At 36.5% G+C, this 16,961-nt stretch carries 14 protein-coding genes and 1 pseudogene; 3 read left to right on the plus strand and 12 right to left on the minus strand.

Annotated elements, in window-relative coordinates; all coding sequences use genetic code 11:
- The 4 genes and pseudogenes from BM157_RS13330 to BM157_RS12410 all read right to left on the minus strand — a co-directional run.
- The coding region (locus BM157_RS13330) for a helix-turn-helix domain-containing protein (protein ID WP_456361700.1) at positions 1 to 43 on the minus strand (43 nt) is incomplete at its 3' end.
- A gap of 17 nt (positions 44 to 60) precedes the next feature.
- Positions 61 to 282 (minus strand): transposase, encoded by a 222-nt coding sequence (locus tag BM157_RS12400; RefSeq protein ID WP_242858657.1) that lies wholly within the window; start codon positions 280 to 282, stop codon positions 61 to 63.
- Between the two features lie 265 nt (positions 283 to 547).
- The gene (gene leuS, locus BM157_RS12405) at positions 548 to 2,968 is read right to left on the minus strand and encodes a leucine--tRNA ligase (RefSeq protein ID WP_090141406.1); all 2,421 of its coding nucleotides are present in this window, start codon (positions 2,966 to 2,968) and stop codon (positions 548 to 550) included.
- A gap of 227 nt (positions 2,969 to 3,195) precedes the next feature.
- Positions 3,196 to 3,753: pseudogene (locus tag BM157_RS12410) on the minus strand (LCP family protein); the annotation flags it as partial.
- A 306-nt stretch (positions 3,754 to 4,059) separates the two neighbouring features.
- Between BM157_RS12410 and BM157_RS12415 the strand changes: the two are divergent.
- Positions 4,060 to 4,914 (plus strand): prephenate dehydrogenase, encoded by an 855-nt coding sequence (locus tag BM157_RS12415; RefSeq protein WP_090141409.1) that lies wholly within the window; start codon positions 4,060 to 4,062, stop codon positions 4,912 to 4,914.
- Between the two features lie 118 nt (positions 4,915 to 5,032).
- Here BM157_RS12415 and BM157_RS12420 read toward each other — a convergent pair whose 3' ends face one another.
- From BM157_RS12420 to BM157_RS12450, 7 genes are all read right to left on the minus strand, one after another.
- Entirely contained in the window at positions 5,033 to 5,296 is a 264-nt protein-coding gene (locus tag BM157_RS12420) for a Txe/YoeB family addiction module toxin (RefSeq protein ID WP_090141411.1), read from the minus strand.
- The gene (locus BM157_RS12425; RefSeq protein WP_022503109.1) at positions 5,293 to 5,553 is read right to left on the minus strand and encodes a type II toxin-antitoxin system RelB/DinJ family antitoxin; all 261 of its coding nucleotides are present in this window, start codon (positions 5,551 to 5,553) and stop codon (positions 5,293 to 5,295) included. The genes BM157_RS12420 and BM157_RS12425 overlap by 4 nt, the downstream gene beginning before the upstream one ends.
- An 83-nt stretch (positions 5,554 to 5,636) precedes the next feature.
- Positions 5,637 to 7,244: a nucleoside kinase gene (locus BM157_RS12430; protein ID WP_022503110.1), complete on the minus strand. Its 1,608-nt coding sequence runs from the start codon at positions 7,242 to 7,244 to the stop codon at positions 5,637 to 5,639.
- On the minus strand, positions 7,245 to 8,042 hold the full coding sequence (locus tag BM157_RS12435; RefSeq protein ID WP_090141412.1) for a tRNA (adenine(22)-N(1))-methyltransferase: 798 nt from the start codon (positions 8,040 to 8,042) through the stop codon (positions 7,245 to 7,247).
- A gap of 38 nt (positions 8,043 to 8,080) precedes the next feature.
- Positions 8,081 to 9,160 carry an RNA polymerase sigma factor RpoD gene (gene rpoD / locus BM157_RS12440; protein ID WP_318255997.1) on the minus strand — a complete coding sequence of 360 codons (1,080 nt, stop codon included), beginning with the start codon at positions 9,158 to 9,160 and terminating at the stop codon, positions 8,081 to 8,083.
- A 208-nt stretch (positions 9,161 to 9,368) separates the two neighbouring features.
- Positions 9,369 to 11,126, minus strand: coding sequence for a DNA primase (gene dnaG, locus BM157_RS12445; RefSeq protein ID WP_090141414.1), 1,758 nt, complete (start codon positions 11,124 to 11,126; stop codon positions 9,369 to 9,371).
- A gap of 12 nt (positions 11,127 to 11,138) precedes the next feature.
- Positions 11,139 to 12,146, minus strand: coding sequence for a deoxyguanosinetriphosphate triphosphohydrolase (locus tag BM157_RS12450; RefSeq protein ID WP_090141416.1), 1,008 nt, complete (start codon positions 12,144 to 12,146; stop codon positions 11,139 to 11,141).
- A gap of 373 nt (positions 12,147 to 12,519) precedes the next feature.
- Between BM157_RS12450 and BM157_RS12455 the strand changes: the two genes are divergently transcribed.
- Both BM157_RS12455 and BM157_RS12460 read left to right on the plus strand, forming a co-directional pair.
- On the plus strand, positions 12,520 to 13,701 hold the full coding sequence (locus BM157_RS12455; protein ID WP_090141418.1) for an RpnC/YadD family protein: 1,182 nt from the start codon (positions 12,520 to 12,522) through the stop codon (positions 13,699 to 13,701).
- Between the two features lie 345 nt (positions 13,702 to 14,046).
- Positions 14,047 to 15,081 (plus strand): RpnC/YadD family protein, encoded by a 1,035-nt coding sequence (locus BM157_RS12460; RefSeq protein WP_090141419.1) that lies wholly within the window; start codon positions 14,047 to 14,049, stop codon positions 15,079 to 15,081.
- Between the two features lie 142 nt (positions 15,082 to 15,223).
- Here the strand turns inward: BM157_RS12460 and BM157_RS12465 are convergent, their stop codons facing one another.
- Positions 15,224 to 16,798 carry a flagellin N-terminal helical domain-containing protein gene (locus BM157_RS12465; protein WP_090141421.1) on the minus strand — a complete coding sequence of 525 codons (1,575 nt, stop codon included), beginning with the start codon at positions 16,796 to 16,798 and terminating at the stop codon, positions 15,224 to 15,226.
- Positions 16,799 to 16,961: the final 163 nt, after the last annotated feature.

Here is a 16,961-nt window from a genome sequence, read left to right on the forward strand (position 1 = left end):
GTTCGCTATTAGGATATATCCTGTATTTATATGCTTTTAACACCTACTGTCGCCACCTTTCTACCCTTGATTCTCTATATATTTTCGTGGCATCTCTTCTGAAACATTTCCTACACTGCAGACAAAATATCCGTCCGTCCAAAAAGTATGTTCTTTATCTGTCTCCATATATCTGATAATGACTTTATGCTTTTGACATATCTCATAAGAAAACTGCTTTATATCATCTGATATTTGTTTTGACATCAGCAATTTCTTTCTATACTTGCATACGAAAATAATATGATACTATAACAAATATTTGTGTCTGTTTTTTGATTTCCACGTTCCCATAACGCAAGTATAGCACAACCCTCCGCTTCCGGCTACCTTAACCCACCGTCTAAAGCCAGTGGGATTGCGGTAGCCCTATTTCAACATTAAAAAAGCATATGGAAAATGATAAGTATCCTCCTTACTGGTCTGTCCAGTAAAAAGAGTACATATCAAAATTTCCCATATGCCTTAAAAAATAATTCAGTAATAAACCAACTATATATAATATAATTTATTTTGCAACAATATTTACAATCTTGCCAGGTACATAGATTTCCTTAATTATATTACCTGTAATCTTGCCTTCTACTGCTTTCTTAGCCTTTTCAAGAACTGACTCCTTAGCCTCATCTACAGCTATAGAAATAGTTCCCTTAACCTTACCATTTACCTGAACACCAATCTCTACAGTGTCTTCCTTGCAGGCTTCCTCATCGTATGTTGGCCAGCTTTCATAAGCTATTGTGTCATTATGGCCAAGGCGGCTCCACATTTCTTCACCTGCGTGTGGGCAGATACAAGAGAACATCTTTATAAAGCCTTCTGCGTATTCTCTTGAGCACTTGCCAAGCTTAGTTGCAGCGTTCATAAATATCATCATCTGGCTGATAGCTGTGTTAAAACCAAGCTTTTCAAAGTCATCTGTAACCTTCTTTACAGTCTGGTTATATACCTTTTCAAGTTCCTTAACATCCTCATCAACAACATTGCCTTCAGTTGTAAAGAAGTTCCATACCTTACCGATAAATCTTCTTGCACCTTCAACACCCTGCTGGCTCCAAGGCTTAGAAGCTTCAAGAGGTCCCATGAACATTTCGTAAAGTCTTAAAGTATCAGCACCATATTCTCTTACGATATCACTTGGGTTAATAACGAACTCTGGAAATCTCTTACCCATCTTGATACCATTAGAACCAAGAATCATACCCTGATGAACTAACTTCTGGAATGGCTCTGCAACTGGTGAAATACCCTTGTCGTAGAGGTATCTGTTCCATATTCTTGAGTACATAAGATGTCCAACTGCATGCTCTGGTCCACCGATATAAAGGTCAACTGGAAGCCAGTGCTTAAGAAGTTCTGGGGCACAAAGTTCCTTATCGTTATCTGGGTCAATATATCTCATATAATACCAGCTTGAACCTGCTGAACCAGGCATTGTTGAAGTTTCTCTCTTGCCCTTAAGTCCATTATGCTCATACTGCTTCCACTCTGTTGCATTTTCAAGTGGAGCCTGTCCATTTTTGCCCTTGTAATCTTCAAGTTCTGGTAAGATAAGTGGAAGCTCATCATCATCAAGAACGTGAATCTGTCCATCTTCAAGATATACGATAGGCACTGGTTCACCCCAGTATCTCTGTCTTGCAAATATCCATTCTCTGAAATGGTAGTTAGCCTTTCTTCTTGCTACGCCCATTTTCTCAAGCTTCTGAGTAATAGCTTCCTTAGCTTCTTCTACTGTAAGACCTGTGAATTCCTCTGAATTAATAAGCTTACAGCCCTTGCCAAGGTAATCATACTTCTCAAATGCCTTCTTAGATACATCAGCACCATCAATAACCTGTATTCTAGGAATATTGTGTGCCTCTGAGTACTCAAAATCTCTCTGGTCGTGGCTTGGAACTGCCATAACAGCACCAGTACCATAGTTAGCAAGAACGAAATCACCTATGTATATAGGAACTTTCTTGCCATTTACCGGGTTAATTGCATATATTCCTTCAAGAACACAGCCTGACTTAGTTTTGTTAAGCTCTGTTCTATCCATATCATTCTTCTTAATTGTCTCTGCAATATAAGCTTCTACCTCTTCCTTATTCTGAATTCTTGGCATAAGCTCTTTAACGATATCTCCATCTGGTGCAAGTACCATAAATGTAATACCATATATAGTTTCAATACAAGTAGTAAAGATAGAGAAATCTCCACCACCGTCAATCTTAAAGTCAACCTCAACACCTTCTGACTTGCCTATCCAGTGTCTCTGCATTTCCTTAGTAGACTCTGGCCAGTCAATATGTTCAAGTCCTTCAAGTAACTTATCTGCAAATGCTACCTGATCGATAACCCACTGCTTCATATTCTTTCTTACAACAGGGTATCCGCCACGCTCTGACTTACCGTCAATAACTTCATCATTAGAAAGAACTGTACCAAGTTCCTCACACCAGTTAACTGGCATATCTATATATTTAGCATAGCCGTCAAGGTATAACTGCTTGAATATCCACTGTGTCCATTTGTAGAACTTAGGATCACTTGTTGCTAAAGTCTTGCTCCAGTCATAATCAAAACCCAATTCCTTTAACTGCTTAGTAAATGTTTCTATATTCTTTTCTGTAAATCCATTAGGATTGTTGCCTGTCTTTACAGCATACTGTTCTGCTGGAAGTCCAAATGAATCATATCCCATTGGATGAAGTACATTATATCCCTGCATTCTCTTCATACGTGAAGTGATATCTGTAGCTGTATATCCTTCTGGGTGTCCTGCGTGAAGACCTACACCTGATGGATAAGGAAACATATCAAGCGCATAATACTTAGGCTTTGAAAAATCCCATACATCTGTTTTAAATGTTCCGTGTTCTTCCCAATACTTCTGCCACTTTGGCTCGATAGATTTAGGATTATAAGTTGTTGTGTTAGCCATCTTAAAACCTCATTCCTGCACCAGTTATACCAATCCGGTGCTTTCAATCACATATTTACTCACTTTCAAATATTATCACAATGAAAGTATTTGTCAATAACCGGCCACTTTTTTACGGCAATCCTTTGACATTGACATTATATCTTTGTATTTCTGTCATTTTTCTCATTGCTATTTTACATTAATCATTTTGCTTTAATCTTTTTGCTTTAATCTTTTTACTTTGGTTATTTTACCTTAGTATAGAAATTTTCCAGTACTATTTTTTTAAGTGCCGTACTATCCGTATGGTATTCCTCAAACTCTTCTCCCATCTTAACCTCACCGGGGATTGTTGTCACATCTTCCATAGAAAAATGGGTTCTTCCTGCAAGCTGGGCAATATACATAAGCTCTGAAGCTGATATATCAGTATATATGCAGTCATTTTCTTTAAGCTTATTAAGAATAGATAACGCTATCATCGGGTTACGCTTAAGCTTTGATTTGGCTGTGCTTACAAGACTGCTTATATATTGCTCCTGCCTTTCCACCCTGTCCATTGCGCTCTTAAATATTGTACAATCTCTTTCTCTTATAAATGTAACTGCCTGCTCTCCATTAAGCTTTAATGTGTTACCCTTGTAGAACTCCGGTTCGAGAACTTCTCCACTCTCATCTGTAAAATCGTTCTCTATGGTAACCTCAACACCTCCCACAGCATCATTAATCACACCTATAGCTTCACAGTTAAATACACACACGCGGTCTATAGGTATATTATACATCAGCCTTGATACTGCCTCCGCGTTACAAGAAGATTGCTGTCTATGCCAAGCACAAGTATATTTACAATATCAGCATTATATATATACTGTCCACCATTATATTCAACGCTATCAGAAATAACTTAATTTATACGTATTATTTTATGAACATTTTTGACAAATTTTTCAAAAGTTGTTTAATTACTTTAAATATATTTAGTTTCATCCTTTACACTGTTACTTTAAAGTGCTAAAATCTATAACAATCATTGTATTTTAATGATTTTAATTACACACAAACATCATATTTATTATTAAATTATAAGAAACGAGGTTAAGTATATTATGGATTGTAAAGTTGGTTTTATAGGCTTCGGACTTATCGCTGGCTCTATAGCGCACGCACTCAGGGAATCGGGCAATAATTATAATATAATTGCAACAAGCAGAAGACTTGAGCCTGTGTATAAAGCAAAGGAAGACGGAGTTGTTGATGACGTACTTGACTGCGTTGATGATAGATTTGCTAATTGTGATTTTATAATTCTGTGCACACCGGTAATAACGATGAATGACTACCTTAAGCAGTTAAAAGATATCGTTAAAAGCGGCTGTATTATAACTGATGTCGGAAGTGTTAAGACTTCAATACATAACACTGTTAAAGAGCTTGATATGGAAAATGTATTTATAGGCGGCCACCCTATGGCTGGCTCTGAACTTACAGGCTATGCTAATTCTTCATCAGCAATTATGAAAAATGCACGCTATGTAATCACTCCAACATCAAAGACTACCAATGAACAGCTTGAACGCTTCAAAGCACTTGTGTATGATATGAAAGCCAATCCTATTGTTATGGACTACACAATTCACGATAAAAGCGTAGCCGCAATAAGCCACCTTCCACACCTCATATCTACAGCACTTGTAAAGCTTGTATCTGAACAGGACGACAACGACAAGCATATGCAGATGTTAGCGGCTGGAAGCTTTCGCGATATGACAAGGGTAGCCGCTTCATCTCCTGAAATGTGGGACCAGATATGTGCTTCTAACTCAGAAGACATAAGCGTACTACTCGGCGATTATATTGACATATTAAGTGAAATTAAGAAGAATATTGATAACAAAACTCCAGGGTATGTTAATGAACTTTTTGAAATGTCCAGGGAGTATAAGAATTCGTTTAGGAAATAGTATATGTTATATATAGCTATATAACAATTTCTATTGTTTTCGTTACAAGTTAATTTCAAAAGAATACTCGGTCACAACCGAGTCGGTTGTGACCGAGTATTCTTTTACTCCATATTTTCTACTTATCCCTATAGTGCGTTCCACATTGTATGATTTCAATATTATTATTTTCTATTCTGAAAACAATCCTATTCTTCTCATCAATTCTAACACTCCAATATCCTTGTAAATTGCCACTAAGAGGCTCTGGCTTTCCTATACATTGATATCCATTTCTGTCAATATCCATCAATAATCTATTTATCTTTTTTAGCATCTTCTTATCCTGTGTCTGCCAATTAAGATATTCTTGCCAAGCCTCATCTCCCCATAATTTTCTCACTCATCCTCCTCTATTAATTCGTGCTCCTTTAAAGTACTTTTACCTGAACGTATATTTGCCACACGTCTTTCCAATTCTTCTATATTATACTTACTATAGAATGGGTCAGCTGTAAGTTCAAAAGGAATACGGTTTTCCCTGACAACTGTTTTTAAGAATATATTAATTGCTGTTGACATACTTAGTCCTATTTCGTCTAATGTTTTCTCTGCTTTATGCTTTATCTCATCATCTACACGTAAACTAATCTGTGCCATAATATTCACTCCCTTCTGTATAATAATTATAATATTTTCCGCCACACTATGCAAGCATTTGTATATACATTTGCTATTTTTTTCTAAACTCTGAAGCACCCTCCACCAATAAATTCTCTCATTATAGAATTAATTGGAACATTGTCTGCCTGACAAGGAAGGAAATACGCCAGAAACTTGAGTAATCTCTTGGCTTCCTGATATTCTGGGTCATCTTCTGTTATTGAGAAAAGAAGTGGCTCTACTATTGGCTTTAATATACATAGCTCATATGCCATAGCCGAATTAAACATAGCATCTGCTTCTTCCTGAAATGGAAAGATATTCTTTTCTTCACCTTTTCTAACCGACTCCCACATTGAAAGTGTTCTCTTGGCAGAAGCTCCTCTTGTTCTGTAATCCCTTGCCATACGTCTTATAAGACGTCCATCTGTTGTAGCAACTCTGTTATGCTCGTCAACATTAAGCTGTGTAAGTGCACTTATATAGATTTTAAACTTGCTTTCAACTGGAAGTGCGTAGGATAATTCATCATTAAGGCAGTGTATACCCTCAATAACAAGAATATCTTCTTCCCCAAGCTGTATATAATCACCATTGTATTCTTTCCTTCCTGTAAGGAAATTAAACTGAGGTATCTCAACCTTTTCACCTCTTAGCAATGCATTCATATGGTCATTAAAAAGCTTTATGTCTATTGCATGTAAATCCTCAAAATTGTACTCTCCATTTTCATCAACAGGTGTCTGCTCTCTCTCCACGAAATAATTATCAACCCCAATTGCGTGTGGCTTAAATCCACTTGCTCTTAACTGTATAGATAATCTGTGTGAAAATGTTGTCTTTCCAGATGAAGATGGTCCGGCTATCATAATGAATTTAACGCCTTCCCTTTCTTTTATCTGATTAACAATCTCAACAATCTTCTGCTCCTGTAACGCTTCCTGAACAAGAATAAGTGAATTAATATCCCCGCTTATTATATGCTTATTCAATGATGCAACTGTATCAACACCAAGCATATCTGCCCACTCGCTTCTTTCCATAAGTACATTAAAAAGCTTAGCCTGTGGTGCAAATTCCGGCACTGTTTCCGGATTTTCTTTAGTTGGCAACTGAAGAACAAAGCCCTTATCATACTGGAATATGTCAAATGTCTTTAATATTCCTGTATTAGCTGCCATATAACCATAGAAGTAATCGTAATAACCCTCTATGCTGTATACATTAACATAAGAACTAATTCTATATTTGAATAACTGTGTCTTATCTTCCATTCCGAACTTCTTGAACAGCTTAATAGCCTCTGATGTCTTCATTCCCTGCTTCTTAATAGGCAGGTTTTTCTTAACATCAGCTCTCATAACTTCTTTTACTTTATTAAGAAATTCTTCTGTAATCTCAAAATCACCCTTTATATCGCAATAAAGACCTTTGCTAAGAGAGAATTCAACTGTAACTCTCTTGATTTTATTATCTGTATCAAGCTTATGTATTGCATTGAGCATTAAAAGAAGTACGCTTCTTTTATACGCCTCATTACCCATAGTTTCTCCTACAGTAATAAATTCCACCTTTTCATCCGTTATATCCATATCTGATATCTCTGTAAGCTTGCCGTTGACATTAGCAAGAATAATATCATATTTGTAATCTTTTGCGGCTTCTGCTGCCATCTGTGATAAAAGCATTTATTGCTCCTTCCATCTTCCTAACGCCTTATTAATAACAACAATATCTTCATCAATAGCCTTGATTCTATTCTTCACAGACACTGACTGTTCTTTATTAAGAAGATTATCTCTAATATTATTACAACTCATAAGTTCTTTATTAAGATACTCATAAAGCACTTCTGACTTATTATCAAGAAGGTATTTTCCATATCTTAATTCTTCCTCAGTGTAAGCTGTAATCTTTTTTTCATTATTATTCTGATTATCATTTTTATAAATGTCATCTGCATCAACAACATTTTTATTAAAATGCTGTTCATATGGCGTGTTGTATACACAGTCAAATATAAAGTAATATTTTCCGTCTTCTAATAGAATATGTTCTGACTTAATATCTATGCCAGCTTCTAAAAGATATGCACGGAAATCCCTTAATTCTGACTGTGCAGATAAGACAAGCTGGGTATTATACCCAAGCTTGTCTATACCTGCCTGTAATATACTCTTCATAAGCTTTCCGCCCATACCGCATATAGTTACTGTATCAACGTCACCTTTATTAATACCTTTAAGCCCGTCACAAAGCTGTGTAGTTATCTTATCTGAAAGTCCATATTCATCAATGTGCAGCTGTGCACGTCTTAATGGTTCTTTTCTTACATCACATGCATATACTTTATTACTTATTCCATTCTGGACAAGATATATTGGAAGATATGCATGATCTGTGCCGATATCTGCTACTCTTGCACCTTTATTAACAAGACTTGCAACACATTTTAATCTATTAGATATATTAATAATATCGTTCATAAGCTTTCCTTAGTAACACCATTTAATAGTCTTGCCAATTAATCAAGGTAATCCTTAAGCTTGCGGCTTCTGCTTGGGTGTCTTAACTTTCTTAATGCCTTAGCTTCAATCTGTCTTATACGCTCTCTTGTAACATTGAATTCTTTACCAACTTCTTCAAGAGTTCTTGCTCTTCCATCGTCCATTCCAAAACGAAGTCTTAATACCTTCTGCTCTCTGTCTGTAAGTGTTCCAAGAACTTCTACAAGCTGTTCCTTAAGAAGTGTTGAAGCTGCTGCCTCTGCTGGTACTGGAACATTATCATCCTGAATAAAGTCACCAAGGTGGCTGTCTTCCTCTTCACCGATAGGTGTTTCAAGTGAAACCGGCTCTTGTGAAATCTTCTGGATTTCCCTCACTCTCTCAACCGGGATATCCATAGTCTCTGCTATTTCTTCAGGAGATGGTTCTCTTCCTAATTCCTGTAAAAGCTGTCTTTGTACTCTTACAAGCTTGTTGATAGTTTCTACCATATGAACTGGAATACGGATTGTTCTTGCTTGGTCAGCAATAGCTCTTGTAATAGCCTGTCTTATCCACCATGTAGCATATGTTGAGAACTTATATCCCTTACGGTAATCGAACTTTTCAACAGCCTTAATAAGACCGAGGTTACCTTCCTGAATAAGGTCAAGGAACTGCATTCCTCTTCCAACATAACGTTTTGCAATACTTACAACAAGACGTAAGTTAGCCTCGGCAAGTCTTTTCTTAGCTTCCTCATCACCCTGTTCCATTCTCTTAGCGTACTCAATCTCTTCCTCTGCACTTAAAAGTGGGACTTTACCAATCTCTTTTAAGTACATTCTTACAGGATCTTCAAGGCCAATACCATCTGGTACAGATAAATCAATCTTTTCAATATCTATATCATCTTCATCATCAAGAAGGATATCGTCCTCCTCAACTTCATCATCATTCATCTTAACATCTACATTACAAGCTTCAAGGAATTCAAATACCTTTTCCATTTTATCTGCTTCAAAATCAGTATCCTGAAAATAGTTCATAATCTCCTTATAATCAAGGACATTCTTTTTCTTCTTGGCTATTGCAAGTATTCCCCTGCATTTTTCCATAAACTTTTCCTGAATAGCCTGTGCTTTTTCTTCTTCTGTAAGTTCAGCTTCTGCACCTTCCTTGCCTTTTCTTGGCTTCTTGGCTGTGCTTTTAGCACCTTCTTCGTCTGATTTCTTCTTTCTTGTTGCTTTTTTAGTTTCTTTTACTTCTTCTTCGATTAAGTTTTCTTTCTTATCTGCCATTACAATGGTCCACCTTTCGCATATATTACAAATTAATATGAATATTATTAAGCTTCATCTGCTGATTGATAATGTCCTGCATAGCTCTTGCATCTGTAGCATTATCAAGCTTAGTATCAAGACTATTCTTCTTGACCTTTATAACTGTATCATTAAGCGTCTTCTCCCTCTCAAGCTTATTAAGGGAGTCACTTAATTCTGCACTAAACATAGCCGCTATTTCATTGTGCATACTTGTATCCATATATGAACTGATAATCGCCGCAGGATTAATCTGCCCACTCTCGTATTGTTCATATATCTTAGCTGCTACATCTTTAAATACCGGATCTACAAAATCATCAGGACTTATAAACTTACTGACCTTCTCATAAATGTCACCATCTTCAATCATCCACGTCAGCAAAATCTTCTCTGCCTGTCTTACGCCATTTTCGCGTTTCTTCCTTATAGGAGTATTCTCCTTAGCCGTATATGTGTCGTGCTTTGCCATAATGCCTTCATTGCTTCCAAGCCTTATGACCATATCCCTCATTCCGTCTTCCGGAATCATATACTGCCTGCACACCGCCTTAAGATAATTCTCCCTCTCAAGCTTTTCCTTAAATACAACAAGCCTGGAAGCTACTTCTTTCTCAAATGACGTTTCGCCCTCAGGATCACTTCTGTTATAATTCTTCTCTATTATTCCAATTTCATACATAAAGCTGTTCTGTGCCTTATCTATTCTGTCCTGAAAGCTTTCTGTACCTAATGCCTTGATGAATTCATCAGGGTCTTTATATGGCCGCATATTAATAACTCTTGTGGACAAACCTGCCTCTTTAAGTATCGGAATTGCCCTTAACGCAGCTTTCACACCTGCCTCATCACTATCATAGGTTATAAGAACATTGTCAGTATACCTTTTCATAAGTCGTGCGTGTCCCGGTGTCAGTGCCGTTCCAAGCGATGCCACTGCCTGCGTAAATCCAGCCTGATGAAGGGATATTACATCCATATAGCCCTCACATATTATAAGGTTATTCTTTCTTGCTGTTCTTGCCGCATTCAGCCCATACAAATTCCTGCTTTTATCAAACAGCTTGGTCTCTGGCGAATTAAGATACTTAGGCTTCGCATCTCCCATTACTCTTCCGCCAAAGCCTATAACCTTATTGTTAATGTCCATTATAGGAAATATTACCCTGTTCCAGAACTTATCCCTCACACCTTTTTCATATGTAAAAAGGCCCGATTCTTTTAAAATCTCATCATCATAGCCTTTATCCTTTAACATACGATACAGCTCACCCGTTGACTGCGGTGCAAATCCAAGTCCAAAGCTGTTAATAGTCTTATCCGACAGACCTCTCTTTACAAGGTAATCAAGCCCCGACTTTCCAGCTTCTGACTTTAACTGATGATAATAATAAGTCGCCGCTATTTTATTAATCTCTAAAAGCCTTGTCTTTATATCCCTGTCTTTTCTGTCCTCTGCGGAGTAATCAGTCTCAGGAAGTTCCATTCCTGCACGTTCTCCAAGCATTTTTACTGCTTCTGGAAATGTATAATTCTCATATTCCATTACAAATGTTATTACATTTCCTCCAACTCCACAGCCAAAGCAGTGATACATCTGCTTCGTGCCAGACACAGAAAATGACGGTGACTTCTCATTATGGAATGGACAAAGCCCTACATATGAACTGCCATTTTTCTTAAGTTTTATATATCCTGAAATAACATCAACTATATCATTTCTTGATATTACCTCTTCTATTACTTCACTTGAATACATTATTAACTCTTCTTTCTAGCCTTTCCAGGCTTTAGGAACAAATATATTCTCAAACCTGCTTATAGAATACTGGTCGCTCATTCCTGCTATATAATCGCATACAACCCGCTCTGGCTTCTCGCCTCTTTCATATATGAAGCGTTTGTAATTGTCAGGAAGCTCCTCAATATTATCAATATAATAATTATAAAGTTCTGTTATGAGCTTGCACACCTTAACTTCCTCGCTCTTTGCGGCTGGATTGGTATACAATTTGTCAAACATAAACTGCCTTAAATCTGTCATCGCCTTATGTACCGTATCAGACATTATAATATCATCCTTGTCAATACTGCACTTTATTATATCGCTTATAAGCGTATTAAGCCTGCTCTTGGTAGTTGTTCCCAACACGTCTGTATATTCCTTAGGTATATAGTCCTCGGAAAATATCCTTGCCCTTATGGCATCATCTATATCGTGGTTGATGTATGCAATCTTATCGGAAAGCCTTACTACCTTGCCTTCCAGCGTTGATGGGCGGCCTGCTGTTCTATGATTAACAATGCCATCTCTTACTTCCCACGTAAGATTAAGTCCTGCTCCATCTTTTTCCAAGAATTCAACAACTCTTATGCTCTGCCTGTAATGACTGAACCCTAACGGACATATCTCATTAAGCGTTCTCTCACCTGCGTGTCCAAATGGCGTATGCCCCAGATCATGTCCCAGTGCAATAGCTTCTGTCAAATCTTCGTTAAGTCTTAACGCTCTTGAAATGCTTCTTGCTATCTGGGCAACCTCCAGCGTATGGGTAAGTCTTGTCCTGTAATGATCTCCCTCTGGTGCAAGAAATACCTGTGTCTTATGCTTCAGTCTTCTAAATGACTTACTATGTAATATTCTATCCCTGTCCCTTTGATAAATCGTGCGCATATCGCACTGTGGCTCTGGCTTATCCCTGCCCCTTGATTCATCACTGAAACTGGCATATGGACTCATATACTCGTGTTCTCTGCTCTCCTGCTGTTCTCTGATATTCATACTTCACCCTCATTTCTGCGCAATACATAATCACGCATACAAACGCCAAAAAACTGCCTACTTTTTAAATATTCAACAAAAACAGATAATTTCCTTTTTTTATTTTTCATCTTTTTAGTATTGCATTTGTATTGTATGTATGTTATATATAATATATATTACGCGTAATATTTTATTATAATGATATATCATTAGTCTTAATTATCTAGTGCATAGCCAGCACAAATAACAATATTGTTCTTCTTGTCATAACTTTTTCCCAATGATAGAATATAGACATAGATAGATATTTTTATTGTTTCTTCAATATTGTGTTGTAGTTGAATGTTAATGGCTATGCTATCAAACATCATTACCACAGATTGGAGAACTTATGAAAAATATCAATAATATTACAGACAATACTACACAGGCTGTATATTCAGCAGACAGCGGTATAAATGCAATGACTGGCAGTCAGCCATCAATTACAATAAAGCCGGATACTGTTAGAAAAACATCCGAAACAATAAATGTGGATACTAACAGAAACCAATCAGCGGCTATAAGGCAGTATAAGGATAATGTATTCTGCCTGTTATACAGGGATAAGAATAATCTTCTTGACCTTTATAATGGTTTGAACGACACGAATTATACTAATGTAGATGATTTAACTGTCACTACTCTTAAGGGTGGTGTGTATATGAAGTATAAAAATGATGCTTCATTTGTGTTCGGACAGGATTTGTATATGTTTGAACAGCAGTCAAGCCGCAATCCTAATATGCCGTTGCGATTTCTGCACTATTTATCTGATGTGTACAGACAGATGTATACCAATAGTGATTTACACAGGAGTACAATGCTTAAAATCCCAGTACCACATTTCGTTACATTTTATAATGGAAAGCAGCCACTTGAAACAGAAAGTATTCTTCGATTATCTGATATGTATGAGAAGAAAATAGATTGTCCGGAGCTGGAGCTTATGGTAAGAGTTATTAATATTAACACGGGTGCTATTATTAACCAAAAATTATTGGACACTGAGAAGAATGATATTATTAATGGTACTAATCAATCAGATGATTTTGATAAATCCAATAAGAATATCAATGTAGGTAATGCCACTAATTCACATACATACAGCTCTGAATTTCTTTCTAAATGCGAAACACTTAAGGACTATATGACATTTGTTAATAAAGTACGTGTTAAGACCGATGTTGAGAAGATTGATATCCGTACTGCTGTTACTGAGGCGGTTGATGAATGTATTGCTGAAAATGTATTGTCGGAATTTTTTAGAAATCACAGGGAGGAAGTGATTACTGTGAGCATTTACGAATATGACGAGGAAGGACATCTTGAAATTGTTAAGGAAGAAGGCCGGCAATTGGGTATTGCTGAAGGTAAACAGCTTGGACTTGCCGAAGGCTTAAATAAAGGTATTAACGCTTTTATCAAATTATGTAAAGATATGAACCTATCAGATGATGACACCGTAACTAAACTCATTGAAGATTACCAGCTATCCAAAGATGAAGCTGTCAACGCCTTAAAGAACTATTAACTACTTAATGTATATAACTCTTTAACCTAAGTACAACACTCAATATAATTCAGCTATAAATATTGGGTGTTGTATATAAATAATCTTTATTTACAGATAATCTTATAACATTTTATATATTAAATATAATGCTACATAGATTATTTATAAATATCTATATCAAATATCCAGCTATCATATTTAACAATCAATAAAACAACCACTTATAATGCAACATTTTTAATATGCTTGTCATACATATTTACTAATGATAATATATAGATATGAAATTCTTCAATCTAAAGTAATTGTGTTTTATTGAACCAAATATGATATCAAACATTATTTACCAAGATTGGAGAACTTATGAGAAAATTAAATAATTATACTAACAATACTAAGCAAGCTTTACACCCACAAAATAACAGTATAAATGCTGGTGCTGTCAGACAATCAACTGAAATAAGGCAATATAAAGATAATGTATTCTGCCTGTTATACATGGATAAGAATAATCTTCTGGACCTTTATAACGGTTTGAACGACACGAATTATACTAATGTAGATGATTTAACTGTTACTACTCTTAAGGGTGGTGTGTATATGAAGTATAAAAATGATGCTTCATTTGTATTCGGGCAGGATTTGTATATGTTTGAACAGCAGTCAAGCCGCAATCCAAATATGCCGTTGCGATTTCTGCACTATTTATCTGATGTGTACAGGCAGATGTATACCAATAGTGATTTGCACAGGAGTACACTGCTTAAAATTCCAGTACCGCATTTCGTTACATTTTATAATGGAAAACAACCACTCGCGGCAGAGAGTATTCTTCGATTATCGGATATGTATGAGAAGAAAATAGATTATCCGGAGCTGGAGCTTATGGTAAGAGTTATTAATATTAACACTGCTAATAATGAGGGGAATAAATCCCGTACTTTTAATTCTAATATTAATGATAATTCTAATATGCATACATATAGCTCTGAATTTCTTTCTAAATGCGAAACTCTTAAAGACTATATGACATTTGTTAATAAAGTACGTGTTAAGACCGATGTTGAGAAAATTGATATCCGTACTGCTGTTACTGAAGCGGTTGATGAGTGCATTGCTGAAAATGTATTGTCGGATTTTTTAAAAAATCACAGGGAGGAAGTGATTACTGTGAGTATTTATGAATATGACGAGGAAGGACATCTTGAAATTGTTAAGGAAGAAGGTAGGCAGTTGGGTATTGCCGAAGGTAGACAACTTGAACTTACTAAAGGTATCAATGCTTTTATAAAACTATGTAAAGATATGAACCTATCAGATGATGACACTGTTAATAAACTCATTGAAGACTACCAGCTATCCAAAGATGAAGCTGTCAACGCTGTAAAGAATTATTAATACAAAAACAACCCCAACATATGTGCATGGAACATATTGCGGGGTTGTTTTTATATAATTTTTTAATAATCCAATTTTGAAATTTTGATTATTTAGGCTTTTTATTTCATCTTGGTTAACCTAGTAGTAATACGCTAATTGATTACTGAAGAAGTGTAAGAACACCCTGATTAGACTGATTAGCCTGTGCAAGCATTGACTGTCCAGCCTGTGCAAGAATGTTGTTCTTACTGTAGTTAACCATTTCTTCAGCCATATCTGTATCACGGATACGTGACTCAGCTGTCTGAAGGTTCTCAGCTGCTGTATCAAGGTTGTTGATTGTATGCTCAAGTCTGTTCTGAACAGCACCCATCTTACCTCTTGAAGCAGATACCTTCTTGATAGCTGCATCAATAGCTGTTGTAGCCTTTTCAGCTGACTCCTGTGTGCTTAAGTCAACATTGCTTCCACCAACACCAAGTGCATCAGCACTCATATCATCAAGTGTAAAGCTCATTGTCTGACCTTCGTTAGCACCAATCTGAAGCTTAATACCATTACCTGTATTAGATGTACCTGCCTTTAAATTAACAGTTGTATTAGCATTAGCATCCTGTTCCGCAGCAATTCCTGTCTTAGAATTTATTAACTTAGCCATTGTATCTGCATCTGCAGCTGCAATTGCTCCATTTGTACCAGTTGTCTTTACATAATTTACATCTTTATAATCATCACCTAACTTAGATGGGTCAGTAACATATGCAAACTTCTCTCCATTAACTGTAAATATTTTATCTTCGATATTACCTGTTCCATCATATGCACCTATACCAGATGCTAACTGCTGGTAAGAGTCTGTTCCTGTATTATTTGTCTTTGTTGTAGAAGCTGCAGCTCCACCATCCTGTGATACTAATATAGCATCAGCTGTAGCTCCCTTTTCTTTTGCTGTAAACACAAGCTCTCCATTAGTTCCTGATGTAATATCATATGAGTCAGCTAAAGCTGTATTAGATAAAGCTTCTGCAAAAGCTAAACCTGACTTTGGCGCTGTCGCACTACTACCTGCTGTATCTGTAACAGATAAATCTTTTCCATCAACAGAATACTTACCACTTGTCTTATCATAATGTACAGTAACACTTGTTGTTGATGTATTACCATTCTTATCTAATATAGTTACTGAAATTGTTGAGTCGGCATCATCACCAACCTTAGTAACAGCTGCTGATGTGTTAACCTGTGCTGTAGCATCTACGGTTGTAAGATTATTTTCCGCTGTCTTACTTACAGAAGCACTTACCTTACTACCTGAACGAGAACCATCAAGTAACTTCATAGTATTGAATTCTGTTGTATCAGAGATTCTTGTTAATTCACTCTGAAGCTGTTCGATTTCGTTCTGTACTGCTTCTCTATCGTCATCTGTTTCTGTACCATTTGAAGCCTGTACTGCAAGCTCTCTCATTCTCTGAAGGATTGAGTGTGATTCATTTAAAGCACCTTCAGCTGTCTGGATAAGTGAAATACCATCCTGAGCATTTGTTGAAGCCTGATTAAGACCTCTAATCTGACCTCTCATCTTCTCTGAAATTGAAAGTCCAGCAGCATCATCTGCGGCACGATTGATTCTGTAACCTGATGATAACTTCTCTGTTGATTTTGACTGTGCAGATGAAACTCCGCTTAACATTCTGTTAGCATTCATAGCTGACATATTGTGTTGTACTACCATAGTGTGTACCTCCGTGTAAAATATAATATTTGTTTGGGAATCCGTTCCCAACTCCCTTACCGGGAATGTATTAGAACTGCTGGCATCAGCCTTAACAGTTAATACGCATATATAATAAACAGTGTTACCATGCTAACCCTGTATATTATCCTGACTGATGTCC

Origin of the sequence: [Lactobacillus] rogosae (assembly GCA_900112995.1) — a bacterium.
Lineage (GTDB): Bacteria > Bacillota > Clostridia > Lachnospirales > Lachnospiraceae > Lachnospira > Lachnospira rogosae.

Excerpts from the sequence above, each read along its gene's own strand:
- leuS (WP_090141406.1), bottom strand. The coding sequence starts at position 2,968 with ATGGCTAACACAACAACTTATAATCCTAAATCTATCGAGCCAAAGTGG.
- BM157_RS12415 (WP_090141409.1), top strand. The coding sequence starts at position 4,060 with ATGGATTGTAAAGTTGGTTTTATAGGCTTCGGACTTATCGCTGGCTCT.
- BM157_RS12425 (WP_022503109.1), bottom strand. The coding sequence starts at position 5,553 with ATGGCACAGATTAGTTTACGTGTAGATGATGAGATAAAGCATAAAGCA.
- BM157_RS12430 (WP_022503110.1), bottom strand. The coding sequence starts at position 7,244 with ATGCTTTTATCACAGATGGCAGCAGAAGCCGCAAAAGATTACAAATAT.
- BM157_RS12435 (WP_090141412.1), bottom strand. The coding sequence starts at position 8,042 with ATGAACGATATTATTAATATATCTAATAGATTAAAATGTGTTGCAAGT.
- rpoD (WP_318255997.1), bottom strand. The coding sequence starts at position 9,160 with ATGGAAAAATGCAGGGGAATACTTGCAATAGCCAAGAAGAAAAAGAAT.
- BM157_RS12450 (WP_090141416.1), bottom strand. The coding sequence starts at position 12,146 with ATGAATATCAGAGAACAGCAGGAGAGCAGAGAACACGAGTATATGAGT.
- BM157_RS12455 (WP_090141418.1), top strand. The coding sequence starts at position 12,520 with ATGAAAAATATCAATAATATTACAGACAATACTACACAGGCTGTATAT.
- BM157_RS12460 (WP_090141419.1), top strand. The coding sequence starts at position 14,047 with ATGAGAAAATTAAATAATTATACTAACAATACTAAGCAAGCTTTACAC.
- BM157_RS12465 (WP_090141421.1), bottom strand. The coding sequence starts at position 16,798 with ATGGTAGTACAACACAATATGTCAGCTATGAATGCTAACAGAATGTTA.